Source organism: Streptomyces sp. MGP-BFMKR1, from assembly GCF_057766585.1.
On record NZ_CM173408.1, the window covers coordinates 1,801,760 to 1,827,983 of the forward strand.

Annotated in this window: 18 protein-coding genes; 4 read left to right on the forward strand and 14 right to left on the reverse strand. The window is 70.8% G+C overall.

The genetic code is table 11. The features are described from left to right. Positions 1 to 184: 184 nt before the first annotated feature. Together AC3CHW_RS06615 and AC3CHW_RS06620 are read left to right on the forward strand one after the other, a co-directional pair. Positions 185 to 1,399, forward strand: coding sequence for a thiolase family protein (locus AC3CHW_RS06615; RefSeq protein ID WP_176164607.1), 1,215 nt, complete (start codon positions 185 to 187; stop codon positions 1,397 to 1,399). Next, entirely contained in the window at positions 1,396 to 3,531 is a 2,136-nt protein-coding gene (locus tag AC3CHW_RS06620) for a 3-hydroxyacyl-CoA dehydrogenase NAD-binding domain-containing protein (RefSeq protein ID WP_398611191.1), read from the forward strand. Before AC3CHW_RS06615 ends, AC3CHW_RS06620 begins: the two co-directional genes overlap by 4 nt. Before the next feature lie 246 nt (positions 3,532 to 3,777). Here AC3CHW_RS06620 and AC3CHW_RS06625 read toward each other — a convergent pair whose 3' ends face one another. Then, on the reverse strand, positions 3,778 to 4,818 hold the full coding sequence (locus tag AC3CHW_RS06625) for a PLL family lectin (RefSeq protein WP_488469872.1): 1,041 nt from the start codon (positions 4,816 to 4,818) through the stop codon (positions 3,778 to 3,780). A 120-nt stretch (positions 4,819 to 4,938) separates the two neighbouring features. On the opposite strand from AC3CHW_RS06625, the gene AC3CHW_RS06630 reads away from it, so the two are divergent. After that, positions 4,939 to 5,334, forward strand: coding sequence for an NTP pyrophosphohydrolase (locus AC3CHW_RS06630; RefSeq protein WP_488469873.1), 396 nt, complete (start codon positions 4,939 to 4,941; stop codon positions 5,332 to 5,334). Positions 5,335 to 5,341: 7 nt separating this feature from the next. Here the strand turns inward: AC3CHW_RS06630 and AC3CHW_RS06635 are convergent, their stop codons facing one another. The 11 genes from AC3CHW_RS06635 to AC3CHW_RS06685 all read right to left on the reverse strand — a co-directional run bounded on the left by AC3CHW_RS06635 (position 5,342) and on the right by AC3CHW_RS06685 (position 22,823). After that, entirely contained in the window at positions 5,342 to 5,896 is a 555-nt protein-coding gene (locus AC3CHW_RS06635) for a PASTA domain-containing protein (RefSeq protein WP_488469874.1), read from the reverse strand. Between the two features lie 315 nt (positions 5,897 to 6,211). Beyond that, positions 6,212 to 7,726, reverse strand: coding sequence for an amino acid permease (locus tag AC3CHW_RS06640; protein ID WP_488469875.1), 1,515 nt, complete (start codon positions 7,724 to 7,726; stop codon positions 6,212 to 6,214). A gap of 369 nt (positions 7,727 to 8,095) precedes the next feature. Then, positions 8,096 to 10,039, reverse strand: coding sequence for a 1-deoxy-D-xylulose-5-phosphate synthase (gene dxs / locus AC3CHW_RS06645; RefSeq protein WP_459250689.1), 1,944 nt, complete (start codon positions 10,037 to 10,039; stop codon positions 8,096 to 8,098). 348 nt (positions 10,040 to 10,387) lie between these two features. Continuing rightward, positions 10,388 to 11,728 (reverse strand): sugar ABC transporter permease, encoded by a 1,341-nt coding sequence (locus AC3CHW_RS06650; RefSeq protein ID WP_398611186.1) that lies wholly within the window; start codon positions 11,726 to 11,728, stop codon positions 10,388 to 10,390. Beyond that, positions 11,725 to 12,519: an ATP-binding cassette domain-containing protein gene (locus AC3CHW_RS06655; RefSeq protein ID WP_187062495.1), complete on the reverse strand. Its 795-nt coding sequence runs from the start codon at positions 12,517 to 12,519 to the stop codon at positions 11,725 to 11,727. Before AC3CHW_RS06655 ends, AC3CHW_RS06650 begins: the two co-directional genes overlap by 4 nt. 107 nt (positions 12,520 to 12,626) lie before the next feature. Then, complete coding sequence (locus AC3CHW_RS06660; RefSeq protein ID WP_488469876.1) at positions 12,627 to 13,727, reverse strand: ABC transporter substrate-binding protein; 1,101 nt, start codon at positions 13,725 to 13,727, stop codon at positions 12,627 to 12,629. Positions 13,728 to 14,278: 551 nt separating this feature from the next. Then, complete coding sequence (locus AC3CHW_RS06665; protein ID WP_176166487.1) at positions 14,279 to 15,478, reverse strand: ROK family transcriptional regulator; 1,200 nt, start codon at positions 15,476 to 15,478, stop codon at positions 14,279 to 14,281. Positions 15,479 to 15,852: 374 nt separating this feature from the next. Then, positions 15,853 to 16,770 carry a carbohydrate ABC transporter permease gene (locus tag AC3CHW_RS06670; protein ID WP_488470983.1) on the reverse strand — a complete coding sequence of 306 codons (918 nt, stop codon included), beginning with the start codon at positions 16,768 to 16,770 and terminating at the stop codon, positions 15,853 to 15,855. Positions 16,771 to 16,896: 126 nt separating this feature from the next. Further along, complete coding sequence (locus tag AC3CHW_RS06675; protein ID WP_187063069.1) at positions 16,897 to 17,811, reverse strand: carbohydrate ABC transporter permease; 915 nt, start codon at positions 17,809 to 17,811, stop codon at positions 16,897 to 16,899. A 51-nt stretch (positions 17,812 to 17,862) separates the two neighbouring features. Next, complete coding sequence (ngcE, locus tag AC3CHW_RS06680) at positions 17,863 to 19,299, reverse strand: N-acetylglucosamine/diacetylchitobiose ABC transporter substrate-binding protein (RefSeq protein ID WP_488469877.1); 1,437 nt, start codon at positions 19,297 to 19,299, stop codon at positions 17,863 to 17,865. Positions 19,300 to 19,988: 689 nt separating this feature from the next. Beyond that, complete coding sequence (locus tag AC3CHW_RS06685) at positions 19,989 to 22,823, reverse strand: aconitate hydratase (RefSeq protein ID WP_488469878.1); 2,835 nt, start codon at positions 22,821 to 22,823, stop codon at positions 19,989 to 19,991. Positions 22,824 to 23,317: 494 nt separating this feature from the next. Here AC3CHW_RS06685 and AC3CHW_RS06690 point away from each other — a divergent pair, with 494 nt between their 5' ends. Further along, on the forward strand, positions 23,318 to 24,358 hold the full coding sequence (locus AC3CHW_RS06690; RefSeq protein WP_488469879.1) for a TolB-like translocation protein: 1,041 nt from the start codon (positions 23,318 to 23,320) through the stop codon (positions 24,356 to 24,358). Positions 24,359 to 24,492: 134 nt separating this feature from the next. Here AC3CHW_RS06690 and AC3CHW_RS06695 read toward each other — a convergent pair whose 3' ends face one another. Together AC3CHW_RS06695 and AC3CHW_RS06700 are read right to left on the reverse strand one after the other, a co-directional pair. After that, positions 24,493 to 25,077 (reverse strand): short chain dehydrogenase, encoded by a 585-nt coding sequence (locus AC3CHW_RS06695; RefSeq protein ID WP_488469880.1) that lies wholly within the window; start codon positions 25,075 to 25,077, stop codon positions 24,493 to 24,495. A 67-nt stretch (positions 25,078 to 25,144) separates the two neighbouring features. Beyond that, positions 25,145 to 26,047: an aminoglycoside phosphotransferase family protein gene (locus tag AC3CHW_RS06700; RefSeq protein ID WP_488469881.1), complete on the reverse strand. Its 903-nt coding sequence runs from the start codon at positions 26,045 to 26,047 to the stop codon at positions 25,145 to 25,147. Positions 26,048 to 26,224: the final 177 nt, after the last annotated feature.

The window sequence follows — 26,224 nt, forward strand, 5'->3', positions numbered from 1 at the left end:
CCCGTGAGGCGAGCGAGCCAGCGGGCGCCCGGTGTGGCAGTGGAGTCGGCCCGCGGGTCGGCCCGGGCCACGCGTCGGGCCTGGTGACCGGTGGCCGCGGGTCCCGGGTGGGTCGGCCCTTCGGGGGCGGCACCGGTCGCGCCGTACCCGGTGGCGAGCGAACACAACGAGAGGGAGAGCCAACGTGCCTCGTAGCGCTAGGGAAGTCGTCTTCGTCGACGGCGTCCGCACCCCGTTCGGCAAGGCGGGCCCGAAGGGCATCTATCACGAGACCCGTGCCGACGACCTGATCGTCAAGTGCATCCGCGAGCTGCTGCGCCGCAACCCCGGGCTGCCGCCGGAGCGGATCGACGAGGTGGCCGTGGCCGCGACCACCCAGATCGGCGACCAGGGCCTGACGCTCGGCCGCACCGCCGGCATCCTGGCGGGCCTGCCGCAGAGCGTGCCCGGCTACTCCATCGACCGGATGTGCGCCGGCGCGATGACGGCCGTCACCACGACCGCGGGCTCCATCAGCTTCGGCGCCTACGACGTGGTCGTGGCCGGCGGCGTCGAGCACATGGGCCGGCACCCGATGGGCGAGGGCGTGGACCCCAACCCGCGGTTCGTGTCCGAGAAGCTGGTCGACGAGTCCGCCCTGTTCATGGGCATGACGGCGGAGAACCTGCACGACCGGCTGCCGCACCTGACCAAGCAGCGCGCGGACGAGTACGCCGTACGCAGCCAGGAGAAGGCCGCGAAGGCGTACGCCAACGGCAAGATCCAGCAGGACCTGGTGCCGATCTCCATCCGGCGCACCAGCCCGGAGGGTGGCGAGACCGGCTGGGGCCTGGCCACCGCGGACGAGCCGATGCGGCCCGGCACCACGCTGGAGAACCTGGCGGGCCTCAAGACCCCCTTCCGCCCGCACGGCCGGGTCACCGCGGGCAACGCGGCAGGGCTCAACGACGGCGCCACCGCCTCGCTGATCGCCGCCGAGGACGTGGCGCGCGAGCTGGGCCTGCCGGTGCGGATGCGCCTCGTCTCCTACGCGTTCGCGGGCGTGGAGCCCGAGGTCATGGGCATCGGCCCGGTCCCGGCGACCGAGAAGGCGCTGGCCAAGGCCGGCCTGTCGATCGACGACATCGGCCTGTTCGAGATCAACGAGGCGTTCGCCGTGCAGGTGCTCTCGCTCCTAGACCACTACGGCATCGCCGACGACGACCCGCGGGTGAACCAGTACGGCGGCGCCATCGCCTACGGCCATCCGCTGGCCTCCTCCGGCGTGCGGCTGATGACCCAGCTCGCCCGGCAGTTCGAGGAGCAGCCGCAGGTGCGGTACGGCATCACCACCATGTGCGTCGGCTTCGGCATGGGCGGCACGGTCATCTGGGAGAACCCCCACTGGGAGGGCAAGTGAGCACCACCACCGCCACCACCGAACTGCTGCGGGGCGCGGCCGAGTTGTTCCCGGACGAGGTCGTCACGCAGGCCCACGTGCGCCACCTCGACCTGCCCGGCGCCGGGCGGTTCGCGCTGATCACCCTGGACAACGGGTTCGACCACACCAAGCCCACCACCTTCGGGCCGCAGTCGCTGGCCAACCTGAACGCGGCCATCGACCAGGTGGAGAAGGAGGCCGCGGACGGCGAGATCGTCGGCGTCGGCCTCACCGGCAAGCCGTTCATCTTCGCCGTCGGCGCCGACCTCAAGGGCGTCGAGCTGCTCAAGCGGCACGAGGACGCGCTGGCCATCGGCAAGGGCGGGCACGACGTCTTCAAGCGGCTGTCCCAGCTCGCGGTGCCGACCTTCGCGTACTACAACGGCGCGGCCATGGGCGGCGGCGTCGAGGTCGGCCTGCACTGCACCTACCGCACCGTCTCCAAGGCGCTGCCCGCCTTCGCGCTGCCCGAGGTCTTCCTCGGCCTGGTGCCCGGCTGGGGCGGCTGCACGCTGCTGCCGAACCTGATCGGCGCCGACCGCGCGGTCAGCGTCATCATCGAGAACGCGCTGAACCAGAACCGGCAGCTCAAGGGCCAGCAGGTGTTCGACCTCGGGATCGCGGACGCGCTCTTCGAGGGCGCGGACTTCCTGGAGCGGTCGCTGCTGTGGACCGCGTCGGTGCTGAGCGGCGAGGTCGAGGTCGCACGGGCCGAGGTGGACCGCGGCGAGGCGTGGGACGCGGCCGTCGAGCGCGGCCGGGCCTTCGCGGACGCCAAGGTGCACGGCGCGGCCCCGGCCGCCTACCGGGCGCTCGACATCGTCGCCGCCGCCAAGAACGGCGACCTGCGCCAGGGCTTCGACGCCGAGGACCAGGCGCTCGCCGACCTGATCATGGGCGGCGAGCTGCGGTCCGGGATCTACGCCTTCAACCTGGTACAGAAGCGCGCCAAGCGGCCCGCCGGCGCCCCCGACAAGTCGCTGGCCCGCCCGGTCACCAAGGTGGGCGTGGTGGGCGCCGGCCTGATGGCCTCGCAGCTCGCGCTGCTGTTCGTGCGCCGCCTCCAGGTGCCGGTCGTGCTGACCGACATCGACCAGGAGCGCGTGGACAAGGGCGTGGCGTACGTCCACGGTGAGATCGACAAGCTGCTGCTCAAGGGCCGGGTCAACCAGGACCAGGCCAACCGGCTCAAGGGCCAGGTGACCGGCTCGCTCGACAAGGCCGCCGCCTTCGGCGACGCGGACTTCGTCATCGAAGCCGTCTTCGAGGAGATGAGCGTCAAGCAGAAGGTGTTCGCCGAGGTCGAGGCGGTCGTGCCGGCGCACGCCATCCTGGCCACGAACACCTCGTCGCTGTCGGTCAGCGAGATGGCGTCCCAGCTCAGCCACCCCGAGCGGGTCGTGGGCTTCCACTTCTTCAACCCAGTGGCGATCCTGCCGCTGCTCGAGATCGTGCGCGGCGAGCGGACCGACGACGCGTCGCTGGCCACCGCGTTCGCGGTCGCCAAGTCCCTGAAGAAGACCGCGGTGTTGGTCAAGGACGCCCCCGCGTTCGTCGTCAACCGCATCCTGACCCGCTTCATGGGCGAGATCCAGAACGTCATCGACGAGGGCACCCCGGTGGCCACCGCGGAGCGCGCCATCGAGCCGCTCGGGCTGCCGATGTCCCCGCTGGTCCTCCTCGAACTGGTGGGCCCGGCGATCGGGTTGCACGTCTCCGAGACGCTGAACCGGGCCTTCCCGGACCGGTTCACGGTCTCGCCGAACCTCAAGGCCGTCGTGGAGGCGGGCAAGCGCGGCTTCTACGTCCACGACTCGGGCAAGCCCGAGCTGGACCCGGAGGTCCTCGCGCTGCTCAAGCAGGGCGACAGCGTGCTGAGCGAGGAGCAGGTGCGCGAGCGGGTCCTCGACGCCGTCGCGCAGGAGATCGACCTGATGCTGAAGGAGGGCGTGGTCGCCGAGGCGCAGGACATCGACCTGTGCCTGATCACCGGCGCGGGCTGGCCCTTCCACCTGGGCGGCATCACGCCGTACCTGGACCGCGCGGGCGTCTCGGAGCGGGTCGCCGGCAAGCGGTTCCTGGCGCCGGGGCTGGCGAGCGTGCCGGCCTGACGGCCCACCGCCCCACACCGTCGACGGGGAGTGCCACGCGGCGCGTGGCGCTCCCCGTTCGCGTGTGCGCCGCCGGGCGGCGCCGGGCGCCCCGCCGCCGCGTGCGCGTGCGGGGCCGCCGCGTGGGCGTACGGGGCCGCCGCCGGGCGGCGGACGCGGGGCCGTCAGGCGACGTGGGCGGGGCGCGTACGGGCCGACGCCGGCGGGCTGGGCTCACGCCGGCGGGGCCGGCCCGCGGGCGTGGGGCTAGACGGCCGTCCAGGCGTCCAGCGCGAGCCCGGGCTCCGTCGTCTTCTGCCGGGCGACGCGCAGGGTGCGGTCGGGCGCGAGGGCGGCGAGGACGACGCGCCCGTACCCGTCGAGCGCCAACGCGGGCTCGGTCAGGCCCGGGTCGCCGGTGGGCGTCCACCACACGCCGGCCGCCTCGTTCTCCGTGGGGTAGGCCGCCACGGCCAGCCGCCCGGTGCTCGGCTCGCGCTGGGCGAGGACCGTGCAGTCGTATCCGTAGACCGGGGCCTGGATGACCGCGGCCGGGCCCTCGCCCGCCGCGCCGCCGAGCGAGACGGGCTCGGCGCCCTCGGCGGGCCGCAGGGCGAAGATCTCGTTGCTGCCCGCGTCCCGCCAGTAGTGCGTGAGGCTGTCGGGGCCGGTCTGCACGCCGGAGGCGGTGCCGGGCAGCGGGTCCACGTCGAGGTTGGCGCCGCGCTTGAGGCCGCCGCCGGGCTCGTTCATGTACCAGCGCAGGGCGGCGCCCGTGGCCGGCGCGAAGAACTCGACCCGGCCCTCCGCCGTGGCGATGGCCGAGATGCCCTCGGTGACGTTGCTGCCCTTGAAGTCGACCCAGCCGCTCCACTTGCCCTTGGCGTCCTGGCGGCGCGCGCTGATGCCGCCGCCCGCGTTGCGGACCACGACGTGGACGGCGCCCTCCTTGCCGACGACGGTGGTCACCACGTTGACGCGGCTGGCCTTGTGCCAGTCATTGGGGTGCGGGGTGCCCAGCGAGTGCCAGACCGTGGTCGGCCGGCCCGTCTGGTACTGGGTGGCGTGCACCACGTCCACGTCGACCCGCTCGTCGGGGGCGCGTCTCTCCCGCAGACCCACCAGGTGGACGTAGCCGTCTGAGCCCTGGCCGATGGAACAGACGGTCAGCCCCGGCACGTCCAGCCACACCGGCCCCGTCCATTTCGGACCTCCGGGACGGGTCTCCGTCCAGCGGGCGATGCCGCCTGCCGCCGGGGCGTAGGCCGAGAGCCTGCCGTCCTTGCCGCGCAGCAACCGCAACACCATGGTTCGCAGACAACCTTCCCTCTTGTAACACTGACCATAGTATTTTGCCTGGCCGCGCACGCCGGGTGCCCGCCCGTGGGCAATACGGCCCCGAGCCATAGATCGTGCCAGGCTGGGCGCATGAAGGCACTCGTGGTGGTGGACGCGGCGAACGTGGTCGGCTCCGTACCCGACGGTTGGTGGCGGGATCGACATGGTGCGGCCGAGCGACTGCGCGACGCACTGACCGCATTCTCCGCCACCGGACTGCCCGCGCGCACCGACGTGCCCGCGTGGGCGTGCGGGCAGCCGGTGGACATCGTGCTCGTCGTGGAGGGCAGGGCCCGCGAGGTGGCGTCGGCGCCGGGCGTACGGGTCGAGGCGGCACCCGGCAGCGGTGACGACCACATCGTGGACGTCGTCGCCGCCCGCCCACCGGAGCGGCCCTGCCTGGTGGTCACGGCCGACCGCGAACTGCGCGAGCGGGTGGGCGCGTTGGGGGCGAGCGTGGCGGGGCCACGGTCGGTGCGCGGCTAGCCGCCGCTCATGGGCACGGGGCACCGGGCCGCATGACGAGGAGTTCGATGTCCTCCTCGGCCTGCCAGCGCTCGTCCAGGGCGGTCCCCGGGGCGGGCCGTTGGGAGCAGACCGTCCAGGAGTCGGACGCGCCGTCGCCCGGGTGTGCGTGCGGGTTGACGCCGGGGCGGGCTCCGACCAGGCGGACGCCCTTCCTCAGGGCCGTCTCGATATCGGTGAGTTCGGCCCGCGCGCTGGAAACCGGCCGCCCCGACACGTCGGGCATCCGTAACCAGGGAATCGGCTGACCGTCCGCGCTGGGGCACGTTTCGGCTTTTCTGACGACGGCGAACTCGATACTCCGCTCGCGCTGGGACTGGAAACACACGGACCAGTCGGCGCGTGGCGCCCGATCGCCCTCGCTGGCGTCGTGCGACGAGAAGGTCAGGCCGGCCTGTCGTGCCCGCTCCTCGGCCTTTCCGAGCGGCTGTCCCTTCTGTGACGCGAACTCCACGGGGGCGGGCGCGGAGTCGCTGGCGCAGCCCGCCACCGCCAGGCCACCGGCCAGAGCCAGCGCGGACACACGTACTGGAAATCTCAACGCCGCTCCCGCTGTCACTGTGTCAGCCGCTCCGTCAGCGCGCTTTTCTCGGGCGAATGCGCCGCCCCCGATGGGAAAGCCGCCGAGCCTCACCGAGATTCGCAGGCGACGGATCACAACGTCAACGAGATCCGGGAAGTGGCAGAGCCATCTATCGCTTTTCCCGGTCCTGAAATCGACGTTTTACGACCCCCAATTCCCGCCGCCGCGCCGCTTTCGGACCGCGTGTCCGGGTGCGGCGATCCGCGCACCGACGCACCTGCCCACGCGGCGGGGCCAGGCGGGGGGCCCAGCGGCCTACTCCCCCGGGTTCGTGGGCGCGCTCATGCGGCTGTGGGAGCGGCCGTACGCGACGTAGATGACGCAGCCGAGCGCCATCCAGGCCGCGAAGCGCAGCCAGGTCTCGGTCGGCAGGTTGAGCATCAGCCAGAGCGAGGCCAGCACGGAGGCCACCGGCAGCGCGGGGACCAGCGGGGCGCGGAAGCCGCGCGGCAGGTCGGGGCGGGTGCGGCGCAGGATGACCACGCCGATGGCGACCACGACGAAGGCGAACAGCGTGCCGATGTTCACCAGCTCCGCCAGTTCGGCCAGGCTGGTGAAGCCGGCGATGACGGCGACCACGGCGCCGAGCAGCACGGTGGACCGGTAGGGCGTGCCGAAGCGCGGGTGGACCTGCGAGAAGGCCCGGGGCAGCAGCCCGTCCCGGCTCATGGCGAAGAACACCCGGGTCTGGCCGAGCAGCAGGATCAGGCACACCGTCGTCAGTCCGACCGCGGCGCCGAAGCTGATGAGGCCGGAGTAGAACGGGTGCCCGCTGGCCTTGAACGCGTCGGCGAGCGGGGCGTCCACGGTCAGTTCGGTGTACTTCCGCATGCCGGTGACCACCAGCGAGACGGCGACGTAGAGCAGCGTGCAGATGGCCAGCGAGCCCAACAGGCCGCGCGGCACGTCGCGCTGCGGGTTCCGGGTCTCCTCGGCGGCGGTGGCCACGATGTCGAAGCCGATGTACGCGAAGAAGACGACGGCCGCCGCCGTGAAGACGCCCTGCACGCCGAAGGTCGTCGGTTCGTACCCGAAGATGACCTGGATGAGCGGGGCGGCCAGCCCCGAGCCCTGGTCGGCGGTCCCCTCGGCCGGTGGGATGAACGGCCGGTAGTTGTCGGCCTCGACGAGGAACGCGCCGGCCACGATCACCAGGAACACCACCGCCAGTTTGATCGCCACGACCAGCGAGGTGACCCGCGCGGACAGCTTCATCCCCGCCACCAGCACCGCCGTCACCAGTCCGACCAGGACGAAGGCGAGCAGGTCGAAGCCGAACCCCTCCGCCTGGCCGGCCCCGGACAGCCAGTCGGGCAGGTGCCAGCCGACGTTGTCCATCAGCGAACGCACGTAGCCCGACCAGCCGACGGCGACCACCGCGCAGCCGAGCGCCAGTTCCAGCATCAGGTCCCACCCGATGATCCAGGCGGGCAGTTCGCCGAGCGAGGCGTACGAGAAGGTGTACGCGGAGCCCGCGACCGGCACGGTGGAGGCGAACTCCGCGTAGCACAGGGCGGCCAACGCGCAGACGAGGCCGGAGACCAGGAAGGCCAGCGCGACGGAGGGGCCCGCGGTGTCCCTGGCGATCTGTCCGGTGAGCACGAAGATGCCGGTGCCGATGACCACCCCGACGCCGAAGACGGTCAGGTCGAGGGCGGACAGGGACTTGTTCAGCGCGTGCTCGGGCTCCTCGGTGTCGCGGATGGACTGCTCGACGGTCTTGGTGCGGAAGTAGCCTCCCCGGCCCCTCCTGGGTGCCCGTGTGCTCATCGGCGTTCCTCCGCCCTGGCTCGATCGCGCGTCCGCGTCAAGCTCTCGCACCACACGGGCCAGCCGACCGCGCACACCGCCGACACCGCCCCGGTTCACCCGATGGGACGCGGGGCGCGGCGCCCCCGCTGGACCACCCGGCCCACGCCCCGGGCCTGGGTGCCGCGCCCCGGCGCGGCCCACGGCGCACGGCCCGGTGCGGCCCACGGCGCACGGCCCGGTGCGGCCCACGGCGCACGGCCCGCGCTCGGGCCCGCGCGGGCCCCGGCAACGCGATGCCGGGCCGGCCGCGCGCGGCGTGGTGTGCCGTGCGGGCCGACCCGGCATGGTCGGTCGGGCGGGCGCGCCGTGGGGCGGCCCGGCGGGAGGCTAGTCGCGCGCGGGCTGCGCCGAGCCCGAGCGGGCGCCGGCCTCGTCCGCCTCGTACCGGCCGTCGAGCTTGGCCACCAGGCCGGTCACCTGGCGCGCGATGTCCGGCGCGGTGAGGCCGATCTCGGCCAGGATCTCCTTGCGGGACGCGTGGTCCAGGAAGCGCGGCGGGATGCCGAAGTCGCGCAGCGGCACGTCCACGCCCGCGTCGCGCAGCGCCTGCGCGATGGCGGAGCCCACGCCGCCCACCCGGCTGTTGTCCTCGACCGTGATGACCACCCGGTGCCGCTCGGCCAGCACCGGCATCGCCTCGTCGACCGGCTTGACCCACCGCGGGTCCACCACCGTGGTCGAGATGCCCTGCTTGTCCAGCAGGTCGGCGACCTCGAGGCACATCGGGGCGAGCGCGCCGATCGAGACGAGCAGCACGTCGGCCCGGCCGGCGGCCCGGCCCTCGGGGGCCGGCTCGCGCAGGATGTCCATGCCACCGATCCGGTTGACGGCCTTGACCGCCGGGCCCACCGCGCCCTTGGAGTAGCGCACCACGGTCGGCGCGTCGGTGACCTCGACCGCCTCCCGGAGCTGGGCGCGGACCTGGTCCGCGTCGCGCGGGGCGGCCAGTCGCAGCCCCGGGACGACCTGGAGGATGGACATGTCCCACATGCCGTTGTGCGAGGCGCCGTCGGTGCCGGTGATCCCCGCCCGGTCCAGGACGAAGGTCACCCCGCACTTGTGCAGCGCCACGTCCATCAGCACCTGGTCGAAGGCGCGGTTGAGGAAGGTGGCGTAGACGGCGAAGACCGGGTGCAGGCCGCCGGTGGCCAGTCCCGCCGCGGAGACGGCCCCGTGCTGCTCGGCGATGCCCACGTCGAAGACCCGGTCCGGGAACGCCTTGGCGAACTTCTCCAGGCCCACCGGCTGGAGCATGGCCGCCGTGATGGCCACGATGTCGTCGCGCTCCTGGCCGAGCTTGACCATCTCCTCGCCGAAGACCGAGGTCCAGTCGGCGCCGGAGGAGGAGATCGGCAACCCGGTGTCGGGGTGGATCTTGCCGACGGCGTGGAAGCGGTCCGCCTCGTCCTGGAGGGCCGGCGTGTAGCCGCGGCCCTTCTCGGTCAGGCAGTGCACGATGACCGGGCCGCCGAACCGCTTGGCCCGCTCGAGCGCGGACTCCAGCGCCTCGATGTCGTGGCCGTCGATGGGCCCCACGTATTTCAGGCCCAGGTCCTCGAACATGCCCTGCGGCGCGATGAAGTCCTTCAGGCCCTTCTTGGCGCCGTGCAGCGTGCCGTACAGCGGGCGGCCGACGACCGGGGTGCGCTCCAGGAGGTCCTTGCCACGGGCGAGGAAGCGCTCGTAGCCGTCGGTGGTGCGCAGCGTGGCCAGGTGGTTGGCGAGGCCGCCGATGGTCGGCGCGTACGAGCGCTCGTTGTCGTTGACGACGATGACCAGCGGGCGGTCCTTGGCGGCGGCGATGTTGTTCAGCGCCTCCCAGGCCATGCCGCCGGTCAGCGCGCCGTCGCCGATGACGGCGACCACGTGGTCGTTCTTGCGGCGCAGCTCGTTGGCCTTGGCGATGCCCTCGGCCCAGCCGAGGACCGTGGAGGCGTGGCTGTTCTCGATGACGTCGTGCTCGGACTCGGCGCGGGAGGGGTAGCCGGACAGGCCGCCCTTGCCCTTGAGTTTGGAGAAGTCCTGACGGCCCGTAAGCAGCTTGTGCACGTACGACTGGTGTCCGGTGTCCCAGAGCACCCGGTCCTTCGGGGAGTCGAAGACCCGGTGCAGGGCGATGGTCAGCTCGACCACACCGAGGTTGGGTCCGAGGTGGCCGCCGGTCTTGGCGACCTCCTCGACGAGGAAGGAGCGGATCTCCGCCGCCAGCTCGTCCAGTTGCGCGAGGCTCAGTCGGTCGAGGTCGCGAGGCCGCTTCACACGGCTCAGCAGTCGCCACCCGTCCGCTGCCTCCGCACGCGCTGCACGCGGCTCCTTCGGCACTTGCGCCTCCTTGGTGTAGAGCTGTCGAGCCTTGTCGGTCTGACGAGTCTAATGTTCCGCACTTGACGGTGATGCTGGGCCAATGCGATGTAACTCACGCGAGTGGTCCAGTTCTCGGTCGTTGGCGGTCCGCCCGCGCGGGGGTCCCACGCGCCCGGCGGGCCGTGGCGCGGGGTGCGCCCGGCGCGCTGGAACGCGAGCCCCGCGCGGGCCCCCTAGCGCCCCGGGGCGGGCCCGAACGCGGCCCCACGGGGCCCCACCGGCGTGCGGCGGGGCTCCGTGGGGCCGCTGGGGGTGCTAGCCGCGCCCGGCCGAGCGCTGCGTGCGACGCGAAACGGAGTCAATTACCACAGCCGCGAGCAGCACGCCACCCGTGATCATGTACTGCACGGACGCCTCGATGCCCAGCAGCGCCATGCCGGAGGCGATGGAGCCGATCACGAGCATGCCGAGCAGCGCCGACCACACGCTGCCCCGGCCACCGAAGAGGCTGGTGCCGCCGATGACCGCCGCGGCGATGGCCTCCATCAGCAGGTTTCCGGTGCCGGCGCCCTGGTTGGCCGCGGCGATCCGGGAGGCGATGAACAGGCCGCCGACCGAGGCCATGAGGCCGGAGATCGAGAAGACGGCGATGCGGACGAGGGCGACGTTGATGCCCGCCCGCCGCGCGGCCTCCACGCCGCCGCCGACGGCGAAGACCTGGCGACCGAAGCGGGTGCGGCGCAGCAGGACGTCGTAGCCGATCAGCACCACCAGGAAGATCAGCAGCGCCAGCGGCAGGCCCTTGTACTCGTTGAGCCGCCAGGCCGCCGCGAAGGCCAGCACGGCCAGCACGGCGGTGCGCGCCAGGATCTCGCCGAGCGGCCGGGAGGGCACGCCCGCGGCCTGGCGGCGTCTGGCGTCGAGGAGCTGGGCGGCGAGGAAGAGCGCCACGGCGAGCCCGGCCACTCCGTAGGCGACGGCGATGTAGACGAAGTAGTGGCTGGTCAGGTGGACGATGAAGCTGTCGCGGTCGAGGTTGATGGTGCCGGTGGTGCCGAGCACCTGGAGCATCAGCCCGTTCCACGCCAGCAACCCGGCCAGGGTGACGACGAACGCCGGAACGCCGATGCGGGCGAAGAAGAAGCCGTGCACGGCCCCGGCCGCCGCGCCGGAGGCGAGGGCGATGAGGATGGCCTGCCACTCGGCCAGGCCCTCGTTGACGTAGAGCACGGCGAGGACGGCGGCGGCCAGGCCGCTGACCGAGCCGACCGACAGGTCGATCTCGCCGAGGAGCAGGACGAGCACGATGCCGACCGAGATCATCCCGGTGCCGACGATGTAGATGGACAGGTCGGAGAGGTTCTTCGGGGACAGGAAGGCCGAGTCCCGCCACTGGAAGACGGCCCAGATGATGGCCAGGCCGACCACGACGGGGACCGAGCCGAGTTCGCCGCCGCGCAGCTTGCGGCCGAACTCCCGCACGTACCCGCGCACGCCCTCCTCGCGCACGAGGAGGCGGGGGTCGACGGCGGTGACCGCGCCGGGGGCCGCGGGGGCGCCCTCGATGGGGGGCGCGGCCGGCCGGCCGGCGTCCGTTCCCGTGGTGTCGGCGCCCTCGCGTGGCTCGTCGGCTGACTTGTTCAGGTCGGTGCTCACGCGTGGTCCTCCGCGTTCGAGGTACGGGCCTTACGGCGGGTGACAGCGTTGTCGGTGGCGCCGGTGATCGCGGAGATGATGTCCTCCTGTGAGGTGGTCCTGACGTCGAAGGTGCCGTTGTTACGGCCCAGCCGGAGCACCGCCACCCGGTCGGCCACGGCCTTGACGTCGGCCATGTTGTGGCTGATGAGGATCACCGCGAGGCCGCGCTCGCGCAGCCGCTCCACCAGGTCGAGCACCTGCGCGGTCTGCTCGACGCCGAGCGCCGCGGTCGGCTCGTCCAGGATCACCAGGCCGGGCTCGCCCAGCATGGAGCGGGCGATGGCCACCGTCTGCCGCTGCCCGCCGGAGAGCGAGGCGATGGGGATGCGCACGCTCGGGATGCGGATCGAGAGCGTGTCCAGGAGCTCGCGCGAGCGGCGCTCCATCTCGACCTCGTCGAGGATGCCGGCGCGGGTGATCTCCCGGCCGAGGAAGAGATTGCCGACGACGTCGATGTTGTCGCACAGCGCCAGGTCCTGGTACACGGTCGCGATGCCCAGCGCCTGGGCGTCGTGCGGGCGGTCGACCCGCACCGGACGCCCCCGCCACTCGATGACGCCGTCGTCGGCGGGGCCGACCCCGGCGATCGTCTTGACCAGGGTGGATTTGCCGGCGCCGTTGTCGCCCACCAGGGCGACCACCTCGCCGGCCCGGACCTCCAGATCGACGTCGGTGAGCGCCTGGACGGCACCGAATCGCTTGGAGATCCCGCGCAACGCCAGTACGGGCGTAGCGGTCACGTCAACCATCTCCTTCACCGCCCTACCCGGGGCGGGGGATGCGCCGCGCCCGGACGGGGGCGGCGGGTACGGAACTCGGGTGAGCCGCGGGATACCGGCCGCGGTCGGTACGTCGGCTACCGCAGGCCGGCCCGTTCACAGGCGCTCCTGAACTTCGCCGTGCAGATCTTGTCCAGCGGGTACAGGCCGTCCTTGAGGACCGTGTCCTTGACGTTCTCCACGGTCAGCGCGACCGGGGGGATCAGGGTGGCCGGTACGTCCTTCTCGGTCGGGCTGTCCACGGTGGTCCCCGCCGGCACGTCCTCGCCCCAGCCCAGGGCCACCGCCATCTCGGCCGCCGTCCTGGCCTCGATCTTGTACGACTTGTAGACGCTCATGAACTGCTCGCCGGCGATGATCCGCTGCACGGCGGCGAGTTCCGCGTCCTGCCCGGTGACCGGCGGCAGCTTGTCGAAGCCGCCCTGCCGCAGCGCGGTGATGGCGCCGCCCGCCATGCCGTCGTTGGCCGAGTAGACGCCGACGATCTTGTCCTTGCCGAGCGAGGAGATGGCGCCGTTCATGCTGTCGTTGGCGAGGTTCGGCAGCCACTTCTCCACGTCGTACGACTTGCCGATCCTGACCTTGCCCTTGAACACGGAGAGCGCGCCCTGCTTGTACATGGCGGCGTTGGGGTCGGCCTCCCAGCCGTTGAGCATGACGATCTGGCCGCTCTTGGCCTTGCCGCCGATCTCCTTCAGCAACGACCTGGCCTGGACCTTGCCGACCTCCGCGTTGTCGAAGGAGGTGTAGGCGGAGATGGGGCCCTCGGCCAGCCGGTCGTAGGCGACGACGGGGATGTCGGCGTCGTGCGCCTTCTCGACGGAACTGGCGATGGACTTCGAGTCCACCGAGTCGAGGATGATCACGTCCACGTCCTTGGTGATCATCGAATCGACCTGTTGCTGCTGGACGGACGCGTCCGACTTGGCGTTCACGTACTTGACGTCGCAGGCCGAGCAGAGCTCCTTGACCCGCTTCTCGATCAAGGGCTGATCGAAGTTCTCGTAGCGCGCGGTCTGGTCTTCCGGCAGCAGGAGCCCGATCGTAAGAGCGTCGCCCTTCTTCCGGTCCTTGGACTCACGGCCGTCCGCCTCCTTGGCCTTGCCACACGCGGCAAGGCCGACGGTCAGGCTGACCGCGGCGGTGGCGACGACGACACGACGGAGCGTCGCGTTCATATGGGGTACCTCCCTGACGCGGCCGTCACTGCGGCCGAGGTGGCTGGAAGTCAACTCGGCGGTAACACAAGCGTCAAGAAGTAAATCCTTAACGAGATGGCAACGATGCCATTCATTACGCCTGTGAACTTAGGATCGAGCGGGACGCGAGCGTCGCGGCCAGCGGTGCGCGCGGTGCCGGTCGGCAGGGCGAGCGCGCCCTTGCCGGGGGCCGGCGAGAGAGCTTCGTCGCAGGCAGACGGGCAGGCGGGCGCGGTGGGCACGGCGGGTGGCTGGCTGCCAGCGGTGGCGGCGGGCGGGCGCGGGCCAAGGCTGGACGGGCCACGGCGGGGCTGGGCTCGGGTGCGCGGCGCATGCCGCCCGGGCGGGCGGGCCGGGACCTGGTCTCCGGCTCGGGCGGGGTGGCGCTGGCGGGCGAGGCGGAGGTTACGGCGCGGGGGCCGCGCGGTCGCGGGGTGCGGGCGCGGGGTACGGGCGCGGGGCGCGCGGGGGTGCGCGGAAGCCGGTAGGAGCCGGGGCGGCGCCGCTGCGTGAGGACAGGCCCGGTCGGATCAGGTCAGGGCCGGCGCGCCGGTGGCGACGGCGCCGTCGAGGAGCGTGGAGTCGCCCATCTCGCTGAGCACCAGGGCCAGCGCCCCGAGGACCTCGGCCCGGCTGCCGAGGGCGCCCGGCAGCACGGAGAGCTGCCGGGCGGCGCTCGGGATGGCGTACCGGGCGACCGAGTCGCGGATCGGGTCGAGCACCAGGTCGCCGGCCTCGGCCAGGTCGCCGCCGAGCACGACCCGGCTGGGGTTGAGCAGGTTGCACAGGTTGGCGACGCCGCTGCCCACGTGCCGCCCGACGTCGGAGACCACCCGGCGGCAGCCGGGGTCGCCCTCCCGCGCGAGCGCCACCATGCGCTCCATGGTCAGGTCGGGGCCGTGGCTGGAGTGCAGCAGCGGCAGCACGTAGCGGGCGGCGGTGAAGGTCTCCAGGCAGCCGCGGTTGCCGCACCGGCACACCGGGCCCGACTCGTCCAGCGTGATGTGGCCGATCTCGCCGGCCGTGCCGCCGGGCCCGCGGTAGATCTGGCCGCTGATCACCAGGCCCGCGCCGACGCCACTGGCGACCTTGATGTACGCCAGGTCGGCCACGCCACGGCCGCTCCCCCACACCAGTTCGCCGAGCGCGCCCAGGTTGGCGTCGTTGTCCACGTACACGGGCACGCCGAGGCGCGCCGCGAGGTCGTCGCGCGGGTTGGCGCCGGCCCAGCCCGGCAGGATCGCGGTGGAGCCCAGCGTTCCGGTGGCCACGTCGATGGGGCCCGGCACGCCGAGCCCGACGCCGATCACCTTGTCCGGCGCGATGCCGCTTGCCTCGATCAGCCGTCCCACCAGGGCCTCGGCGCGTTCCATGCCCTGCGCGGCGGAGGCGTCCACGTCCAGCGGCTCGGTCTCCTCGGCGAGCACCCGGTGGGCCAGGTTGCCGACGGCGACGCGCAGGTGGGCGTGGCCGAAGTCGACGCCGACGACGATGCCGGCGTCGCCGCTCAGCGCGACGCTGCGGGCCCGCCGACCGCCGGCGGAGGTCGGGGTCACCTCGACGGTGCCGCCGTCCTTCAGCTCGCGGACGATGTTGGAGACCGTGGCGGCCGAGAGCCCCGTCGTACGGGCGATCTCCGCCTGCGTGAGGGACCCCGCCATGCGCACCGCGCGCACGACCCGCTCAAGGTTGGCCCGGTGCAGCGACGACTGCGATCCCGGAGTCTCCACGCCCATCCACTCCCGCCTCGGCGTACGGCGCGACGGCCGGTCGCCGGCCGGACCGCAGGTGAGGTCCGGCGATGTCTCCAACATGTGAACTCTAAGCTGAGCCGTACAGGTTGCCACTCGTCAAGTCCTCGACGCACCACCGCCACCCGTCGGACAGCGGCCCGTTGGGTAGCGGCGGTTTCGCGGCGCCGGCGACGTCGATCACGCCGGCGGCACCGCGCGGCGGCACACCGTAACGGCAGCGGCACACCGTAACGCGGGAGGGGGCCGCGCTGCCGCCCGACCCCCGTGATCACGACGCGGTGCCCGGACGGCATGGCAGCGGCCCCGGTCCCGCGCGGGGCGGGTCCGGGGCCGTGGTCAGCCGGGTACGACTACTTCAGGGCTCCGGCGGTCAGGCCGGCCTGGACCTGGCGTTGGAAGATGATGTAGACGGCGAGGACGGGGATCATGGCGATGAGCAGGCCGGAGAAGAGGACGGCCCAGTTGCCTTTGTATCCCTGGGAGACGGCGAGTTCCACCAGTCCCTGGGGGAGGAGTTTGTCCTTTTCCTCGCCCTGGTTGAGTACGTAGGGCAGCATGTACTGGTTCCACTGGCCCAGGAAGTTGAAGATGCCGATGCTGATCAGTCCTGGTTTGGCCATGGGCAGCATGACCTGGAAGAACGTGCGCGTGTGCGAGGCCCCGTCGATCATCGCCGCCTCTGCCACGGAGGTGGGCAGGGTTTTGAAGAACGAGGTCAGGAAGAAGACCGTGAAGGGCAGCGAGTACGCGATGTAGACCAGGATCAGGCCGTGCTTGGTGTTGAGCATCTCCATGTTCTGCAACACGAAGTACAGCGGCACCAACGCCAGCACGATGGGGAAGCTCATGCCGCCGACGAACAGGTAGTAGATGAACCGGTTCCCACGGAACTCGAACCGCGCCAGGACGTAGGCGGCCATGGCGCCAAGCAGCATGGTGCCGAAGAGGGAACCGGCGACGACGACGGCCGAGTTCAGGAAGTACCGGCCCATGTTCGCGGTGTTCCACGCGTCGGACCAGTTCTGGAAATGCAGCGACGAGGGCAGCGACCAGGGCGAGGTGAAGATCTCCCGGTCGGTCTTGAGGGAACTCATCGCCGCCCACAACAGCGGCAGCGTGACCAACAGCCCCCACACGGCCAGGATCCCGTGCGAGAACACGTTGAGCACCCCACCGGTGCGGTCCCCGTGCTTTGGCCCGGCACCCGACACCGTCGGCGGCGCGACTTTCACGGGCGTGGTGGGATCTTCCTTGCTCACGCCCGACATGTCGGGGGCGTGGCTCGGTGGCAGTCCGGTCACGGTGCTTCGCTCCCCACTTCACGGCGTCGGTCGGCGTTCGGGCCCTGCTGGCTTTCGCTCGGGCGAGCAGACGGGTGAGACAACGGGCTCATCTCAGAACTCCAGCCTTTCTCGGCGGCCGAGGCGCATGACGATCGCCGCGAAGATCATCGTGACGATCAGCAGTGCCACACCCAGCGCGGTGGCGTAACCGGCCTGCCCGTCCCGAATGCCCTTCGTGTACACGAACCACGTCAGGACCTCGGTCGAGTAGTCAGGACCACCGGGACCGACCGTCATGATCTGCACCACCGCGAACGCGTCCAACGCCAGGATGCCCATGTACACCCAACCGGTCTGCACGGTGTCCCACAGCAGCGGCAACGTGATCCGGAAGAACGTCGTGAACCGGTTCGCGCCATCCAACAACGCCGCCTCGTAGAAATCCCGGGGAATCGTGCTCATCGCCGCCGAGAACAACACCACGTAGAACCCGACGTTGCTCCACACCATCACCGCCATCACACACCACAGCGCCAGGCTCGGATCACCCAACCAGTTGGGCTGCACCGAGTCCAACCCGATCCCCGACAGGAACGAGTTCAACGCCCCACTGTTCGGGTTGTACGCGAACTGGAAGATCAACGCCACGATCGCGATCGACAGCACCTGCGGGAAGAAGTACACCACCTTGTACAGCGACGACCCCCGCACACCCGAGACCACCGCCCCCTTACGCCGCCCACCCACATTCAACATGAAGGCGAAGAACAACCCCATACCGAGCGTCACCAACGGCAACACCAGCAACAACACCAGATTGTTCCGCAACGCATGCCAGAACACATCGTCATCCAGCAACTTACGGTAATTATCGAACCCCACCATCTGGAGATCCGAGCTCAGACCACTCCAATTCGTGAACGAATAGTAGATGGCCTGGACGAACGGCGAGATCACAAAGACCGCGTAAATCGCCAACGGCAGGGCCAAAAACCCCACGATGAAGCCGTACTTACCGTGCCGCACTGCTACCGACCCCACTCCTCGCCCGCGGGATACGCCACTGCCAGCGCATCCTCACTTGTGCCGGTACTTCTTCACCGCGGAGTCCTTCGCCGTCTCATCCGCGAACTTCTGACACTTGGCCATGCACTCCTTCGGCGACATACGCCCCGCCATCATCTCGCCCAGCGCGGCCACCCCGATCTTCTCCTTCTGCAACGTCACATACCAGTCCTGCAACCGCGGATTGACGACGTTATCCCCCGCCTTCTTCCACAACTCCTGCGCCGACGCCAACCCCGGCGGCAACTGCAAACCCTCCGTGCCACCGTTCAGCGAAGACAACGACGACACCTGCTGGATGAAGTTCTGCGTCGACTTCGTGCCCAACATGATCCGCAGCAACTCCATGCCACCCCACGGGTGCTTCGCGTTCTTCGGCACGATGAACGGCTCACCACCCGAGGCCCAGATCGTCCCGTAGGGCAGCTTGTCCCCCGAATCCAACGACGACGGCGCACCCACACCCATGTCGAAGTTCTTCGGCGTGGTCTTCTTCGTCTCGTTCTCCACCCACGAACCGTTCGGGATGAACAACGCCTTCCCCTCGTTCCACGCCACCTGCGACTGAATATGATCCAGCCCCGGCGTGCCCTTGAGGATGTACCCCTTGGCCTGCAACTCGTGATACGCCTCGAACGCGGCCTTCACCGCGTCGTGCTTCCACGCGTTCGGCTCCAGGTTGTCGATGGCATCCAGCGTCTCGCGGCCACCGATCTTCGCGATGAACGGATACAGACTGAACGGCAGGTAGTACGGGTACTTCCCCGGATACGTCCACCCCGCGATCCCCTGCTTCTTCGCCTCCGCGCACAACTTCAACATCTCGTCCCAGGTCTGCGGATACTCCCAGCCGTGCTTGGCCAGCAACGACTTCGAATACCACACCCCGTAGATGGTGTAGGCGTAGTAGAGGACCCAGACCTCGTCCCCCTCGAACTGCCCCATCTCCAACACGCCAGGCCGCAGCGTGTCCCGCACCTTCTTGTTCGGATCATCCAGCGACGGCGCGTCCAACAACTCCCGCAAATCCGTGAGCTGGTCCTTCGACACCAACGTGCCGAAATCCATCTGCTCCGCACCCGAGTTGTCGATCAGATCCGGCGGCGTACCCCCGTTGAACCGCGGCGCCAGCTTCGCCTGGATCTTCTGCGTCGCCGAATGCTTGATCTTCCCGTCGGACTTCGGGTACGCCTTCACGTACTCCGCCTGTGCGGCCTTGGCGTATTCGTCGCCGAAGCCGCCGTCGAAGATGACGACGTCAAGACCGGCGCTCTCGTTGACCCCCAGCGGATTCTTCGCTGTTTTCTTGCCCCTTTCGACCTGCTTGGTGTCGTCGCCGCCACCCGTTGCACACGCGCTCAACGCCGTCATGGTGGGAACGGAGATCAGCCCGATCGCAGCCGTTCGCTTGACCAGATCACGACGGCCGAATTCAGAGGTGAATCCCATCTGGGGTCCTCGCCTTCTACAGGACTCAGGCGGTGTCAGATCTCCCGTACCGCGTCCGCCTATGGCGAACGACCCGACACCGCGGGTCAGTTGGAGCTGATATGTGCTCTGCATATGCGCCGGGACGTCGATGACGACAGCACGCCAGGTAGACGCGCCGCTTCACCATCGGGCCCACTGCCGTGAACTACGGCGACTCAGACGCGACAGGTATAGTCCACTCAACGCGCAGGGGGCAAGATCGAAAGCAGAAATTGTCAGCAGTCTTTCCCGAGTTGAGACCTCGCGACATACGGGCGCGAGCCATGGTCCAGGTGGGGCGTCAGCGCGCCCGAACGGCTTTTTGCGCGCCCGACCCCCAGGCCCCAGAGGCATCCCGACGGGACCCGCTTTTCGCCTGGCCACACGGCGTATGAGCGCTGCCCGTTCGGGCAGCCCGGCGGCCTCACGGGCCCGTGGACAGGCCCGGCCGACAGACACGGAAGCGGGCCGCATTCCCGGGGGAATGCGGCCCGCTTCTGCTTACCCGGGCCGGGCGGAACCGGCTCAGCGCCGACGCGCGAACCGGTTCGATCCGGGCCCGAAAGTCGAAACGGAAGGTCGGTTTCCACCGGCCTTCCGCAGACTTAGTCCAGACCAATAGGCGCGCCGGAGCCGGAATTTCCGCTCCGGCGCGCCCGGCCGATTACTTACTTGCGGATCAGCGACCGCAGGACGTACTGCATGATGCCGCCGTTGCGGTAGTAGTCCGCCTCGCCGGGGGTGTCGATGCGCACGACCGCGTCGAACTCCACGCCGGTGTCGGTGGTGACCTTGACCGTGCGCGGCGTGCTGCCGTCGTTCAGCGCGGTCACGCCGGTGATGGAGAAGGTCTCCTCGCCGGTCAGGCCGAGGGCCTCGGCCGTCGCGCCCTCGGGGAACTGCAGCGGCAGGACGCCCATGCCGATCAGGTTCGAGCGGTGGATGCGCTCGTAGGACTCGGCGATGACGGCCTTGACGCCCAGCAGCGCGGTGCCCTTGGCGGCCCAGTCACGGGAGGAGCCGGAACCGTACTCCTTGCCCGCGAGGACGACCAGCGGGATGCCCGCGGCCTGGTAGTTCTGCGACGCGTCGTAGATGAAGGAGACCGGGCCGTCCTCGACGGTGAAGTCGCGGGTGAAGCCGCCCTCGGTGCCGGGCGCGATCTGGTTGCGCAGCCGGATGTTGGCGAACGTGCCGCGGATCATGACCTCGTGGTTGCCACGGCGCGAGCCGTAGGAGTTGAAGTCACGCCGCTCGACGCCGTGCTCGGTCAGGTACTTGCCCGCCGGGGTGTCGGCCTTGATGGCGCCGGCCGGGGAGATGTGGTCGGTGGTGACCGAGTCGCCCAGCTTGGCCAGGACGCGCGCGCCGGCGATGTCCTGCACCGGCGACGGGTCCATCGCCATGCCCTCGAAGTAGGGGGGCTTGCGGACGTAGGTGGACTCCGGATCCCACTCGAAGGTGTTGCCGGTGGGGATCGGCAGCGCCTGCCACTGGGCGTCGCCCGCGAAGACGTCGCTGTAGGACTTGGAGAACATGTCCTCGCCGATGGCGTTCGCCACCACGTCGTTGACCTCGGCCTCGGTGGGCCAGATGTCCGCGAGGTAGACCGGCTTGCCCTCGGTGTCGACGCCCAGGGCCTCCTTGGTGATGTCCACCTTCATGGAGCCGGCGATGGCGTACGCGACGACCAGCGGCGGGGAGGCCAGGTAGTTCATCTTGACGTCGGGGTTGATCCGGCCCTCAAAGTTGCGGTTGCCGGAGAGGACCGAGGTGACGGCGAGGTCGTTCTCGTTGACGGCCTTGGAGACCTCATCCGGCAGCGGGCCCGAGTTGCCGATGCAGGTGGTGCAGCCGTAACCGACCAGGTTGAAGCCGACCTTGTCGAGGTAGGGGGTCAGGCCCGCCTTGTCGAAGTAGTCGGTGACGACCTTGGAGCCCGGGGCCAGGGTGGTCTTGACCCACGGCTTGCGGGTCAGGCCCTTCTCGACCGCCTTCTTGGCCACCAGCGCGGCGGCGACCATGACGTACGGGTTGGAGGTGTTGGTGCACGAGGTGATGGCGGCGACGGTGACGGCGCCGTGGTCGATCTCGTACGTCGAGCCGTCGGGGGCGGTGACGGTGACGGGGTTCGACGGCACGCGCTCGCCGGTGCCGTCCGCGTGCTGCGGGGCGCCGGCGCCGTTGTCGTCGCTGCCGTAGGCCGGGGCGTCACTGGCCGGGAACGACTCGGCGCTCGCCTCGTCCACCGGGGAGGCCACGCCGTGCGGCGCGGTCTGCTGCGGCACGCCCGGCTTGCGGTCGTCGCCGCCGGTGACGCCCGCCTCGACGTAGTTGAGGACGTCCTTGGCGAACTGCTGGGCGGCGCCCGCCAGGACGATGCGGTCCTGCGGGCGCTTGGGGCCGGCGATCGACGGGACGACCGAGGCCAGGTCCAGTTCGAGCTTCTCGGAGAAGTCCGGCTCGGCGGCCGGGTCCAGCCACAGGCCCTGCTCCTTGGCGTACGCCTCGACGAGCGCGAGCTGCTGCTCGGAGCGGCCGGTGAGCTTCAGGTACTTGATGGTCTCGGCGTCGATCGGGAAGATCGCGGCGGTGGAGCCGAACTCCGGCGACATGTTGCCGATGGTGGCGCGGTTGGCGAGCGAGGTGGCGGCCACGCCCTCGCCGTAGAACTCCACGAACTTGCCGACCACGCCGTGCTTGCGGAGCATCTCGGTGATGGTCAGCACCAGGTCGGTGGCGGTGGTACCGGGCTTGAGCTCACCGGTCAGCTTGAAGCCGACGACGCGCGGGATGAGCATGGAGACCGGCTGGCCGAGCATCGCGGCCTCGGCCTCGATGCCGCCGACGCCCCAGCCGAGCACGCCGAGGCCGTTGACCATCGTGGTGTGCGAGTCGGTGCCGACGAGGGTGTCGGGGTACGCCTGCCCGTTACGTACCATCACGGTGCGGGCCAGGTGCTCGATGTTGACCTGGTGCACGATGCCGGTGCCGGGCGGGACGACCTTGAACTCGTCGAAGGCGGTCTGACCCCAGCGCAGGAACTGGTAGCGCTCCCGGTTGCGGCCGTACTCCAGCTCGACGTTCTGCGCGAACGCCTCGTGGGTGCCGAACTTGTCGGCGATGACGGAGTGGTCGATGACCAGCTCGGCCGGCGCCAGCGGGTTGATCTTCGCGGGGTCGCCGCCCAGTTCCTTGACGGCCTCACGCATGGTGGCGAGGTCCACGACGCAGGGCACGCCGGTGAAGTCCTGCATGATCACGCGAGCCGGGGTGAACTGGATCTCCTGGCTCGGCTGCGCCTGCGAGTCCCAGCCGCCCACGGCACGGATGTGGTCGGCGGTGATGTTCGCGCCGTCCTCGGTACGGAGCAGGTTCTCCAGCAGCACCTTCAGGCTGTAGGGCAGGCGGGCGGAGCCCTCGACCTTGTCCAGCTTGAAGATCTCGTACGACTCGTCGCCCACGCGCAGCGTGCTGCGGGCGTCGAAGCTGTTCGCCGACACGACAGTCTCCTTCATGCATGAATTCGCGCGTACCACCGCATCCTGCCGCCCCGGGACCTTGCCGATCCGCTAAGGTACGCCTAACTTAGGCACACCTCACTAGCGCGACAGCGGTACGCCTTCTCGGCAGATATCTCGATGTCGAGATAACTCTAGTACATCGCTGGCGAACGGTCATGCGCTGGTTGCCCGTGTCCCCCACGGCCCGCCGGGGATTCCGCCGGGTTCGGCGGCGATCGCCACCCCGTCACCACGAGGATCCGGCGCGCGCCGGTTCCGCTTGCCGTGGCCGGGACGCGACCCTCGTACGCCATGTGACGCATTGACCCCACAGCGCCATCACGGTTGCATGCCTGTGGCCCTCTGGTGAGGAATCGGAGGGGGTTCTGTGCCTTATACGTGGGGGGAATATGAGGAGAAACGCGAACCGAGGCACCACTCGACGTGTCAGAGCCGCCCGGGGCACGGTGATCGCGCTCTGTGCGGTCACGGCGGTGATACCCGGGGCCGCCTCGGCGGAGCCCACGGCCGGGGTGCGCGGCGCGGGCGACCGCGAGACGAGCGTCCGGAGGATCAGCCTCGCGGCCGACGGGACCCCGGCGGACGGCGGCTCCGGCGACGCGTCGATCACGCCCGACGGCCGTCACGTCGTCTTCGCGTCGGCGGCGGACAACCTCACGCCCGACCGCCCGCAGGAGGGCGACGAGGTCTACCTCCGCGACCAGCGGACGGACGAGATCAGGCGGATCGGGCACTACGACCCGATCGAGCCGCCGGTCGTCAGCGGTGACGGGGCCTACCTCGGCTATCCGGTGCCGTGGATGCGGGACGTGAAGATCTACCTGTGGCAGGTGCGGACGGGAGCCATCGGCGGCCTCGACTGCGGGCCCGGTTGCGGCCAGCTCTCGCTGAACGGGGACGGCCACCACGCCGTCTACGTCGTCACCCCCAGAGCGCCGACGTCCCACCAGCGCGTCGAGTTCCAGGACGTGTTCACCGGCGCCAAGGAGACCATCGCCGAGTTCGACCACCGGCGCCCGTCGCGGCCGTCCCTCAGCGGCGACAGCCGCCATGTCGCCTACCAGGACGGTGAGGCGGGCGACGTCTTCGTACGGGACCGGACCGACGGCGTCACCCACGGCCCGATCGAGGGCCCGTCCAAGGAGGCGACGCTCGTCCAGCTCAGCGAGGACGGCGGCAAGGTCGTCTACCGTTCGGGCCCCGACACCCCCGTCCACGACGTGCGCTCGGGCACCGCCCACCTGGTGCCGAACGCCCGGGGCCTGGCCATCGACCCCACCGGCCGCTACCTGCTGTACGCCCCGAACGACCCGGCGGACCCCGACCAGCCGTCGCTGGCGCTGCGCGACCTGGGCACGGGCACCGACGAGATCGTCTCCCGGCAGCCCGCCTCCGCCGGCGTCGACGCGGTCAGCGCCCACGGCCGCGAGGTGGTCTTCACGTCGGCGGCCGACGACATCGTGCCCGACGACACCAACGGCACGTCAGACGTCTTCGTCCGCCGCTTCCACTGACCGCCCCGGCCACCGCACCACGGCTCCCCACCGCTCTCGCGCCCGCGCACGAGTGGATGGGGGGCCGTGACGGGGAAGCCACGGAGAGGCCGTCGCGGCACGCCCCGGCCCCCGCGACCGCGCGGGACCGGCCGTCACGAGCGCCAGACCTGGCCCTGCACGGGGCTCTCCACCGCCGTCACGTACGCCTCGGCCACCCGGGCGACGGGTGTGCCGTCCGCTCCGTCCCGTCCCAGGCCCTCCAGGGTCTCCCTGATCCAGCCCGGGCTGATGAGGTTGATCCGCAGCCCCCGGGGCAGCTCCGCGGCCGTGTTGCGGACGAAGCCCTCCAGGCCCGTGTTGACCAGGGCTCCCAGCGACCCACCGGCCAGCGGCGTGGCGAAGGTGCCACCGGTCAGCGTGATGGAGCCGCCGTCCCGCAGGTGGCGCACCGCTCGCCGGGCCAACGCCACCTGCCCCAGCAGCTTGCCCCGCACGCCGTCGGCGACGGCCTCGTCGGTCACGGTCCCCAGGTCCACCAGCGGACCGCTGGCGGCGCAGCACACCACGGCGTCGAGTCCGGAGACCTCGGCGAACAAGAGGTCCAGCGACGCCGGAACCTCCAGGTCCACCTTCACCGGCCCGCCGCGTGAGGCCCTGACCACCTCGTGGGAGGGCTCCAACGCCTCGACGACCGCGCTGCCGATCGTCCCTGTCGCACCGACCACGAGTACCTTCATACGCCGCAGGCTAGAAGCGATCACCCACGGTGGCGACCGAATTCCGCCGGCCGGCCAACCGGTGTGGTCACTGGGTGCCGGTGTCGGCCAGCACCTGGGTCAGGGCGTTCGTGGCCTGGCGGATCATGCCGGGATTGGTGTCCCAGTAGTAGGGCAGCGCCGACACCGCCTGATAGAGCGCCCAGCCGCGACCGCGCAGCCAGGCGGCGTCGTCGACGGCGAGTTCGGCCCGAAACCGCTCCCGGCTGGCCCCGGCGAAGACGTTCCACGCGGGCTGGAGGTCGCAGGCGGGGTCGCCGACGTTCAGACAGCCGAAGTCGATGACGGCCGACAGCCGCCCGTCGGTCACCAGCAGGTTGCCCGGCAGCAGATCGCCGTGGAGCCAGACCTCGGGGCCGGACCACACGGGGGCGTGCAGCGACTCCTCCCAGGAGGCGAGGGCGGCGGCGCCGTCGATACGGTCGCCGAGCTGGGCGATCGAGCGACGCACCTGCTCGTCCAGCTCGGCCAGCGGCGCGCCCCGGCTGCCGGTCGAGCGCCGGTGGGCGCCGGTCGGGTCCGCGCGGCGCAGCGCGGTGATGAACGCGGCGAGGTCCACGGCCGCCCGTTCCAGGTCCGCCAGCGTGCCGTTGGCGTTCTCGCCGGGCAGCCACTCGTAGACCGACCAGGCGTACGGATAGCCCTCGGCGGGGCGGCCCGTCGCCACCTGGACCGGGATCGCGAGCGGCAGCAGCGGCGCGAGCCTGGGCAGCCACCGCGCTTCGCGCACCGCCTGTCGGGTGGCCCCGCTGATGCGCGGCAGGCGCACGGACAGGTGGTTACCGAGGCGGTAGACGGCGTGGTCGGTGCCGTAGGAGTCGACCGGGGTGACGGGCAGTTCGGCCCACTCCGGGAACTGCCCCCGCACCAGGCGGCGCACCAAGGCGGAGTCGGTCAGGACCTCGTCGGCGTGCATCCTGGTCGCTGGCATGGCCGCATCCTCGCAAAGCGCGCGGCCGACGGCAGGTCATTTTCGGCCCGCCGGGCGCCGCTCGACGCCACCCCGGGCCGCCCCGAGCCGCCGGGCGTCCGGTTCGTCGGCGCGTCCGGTTCGTCGGCGCGTCAGCGCCCGCGTCGCGAAGGGCCCGCGCCGGCCTGGGTGGTCTTG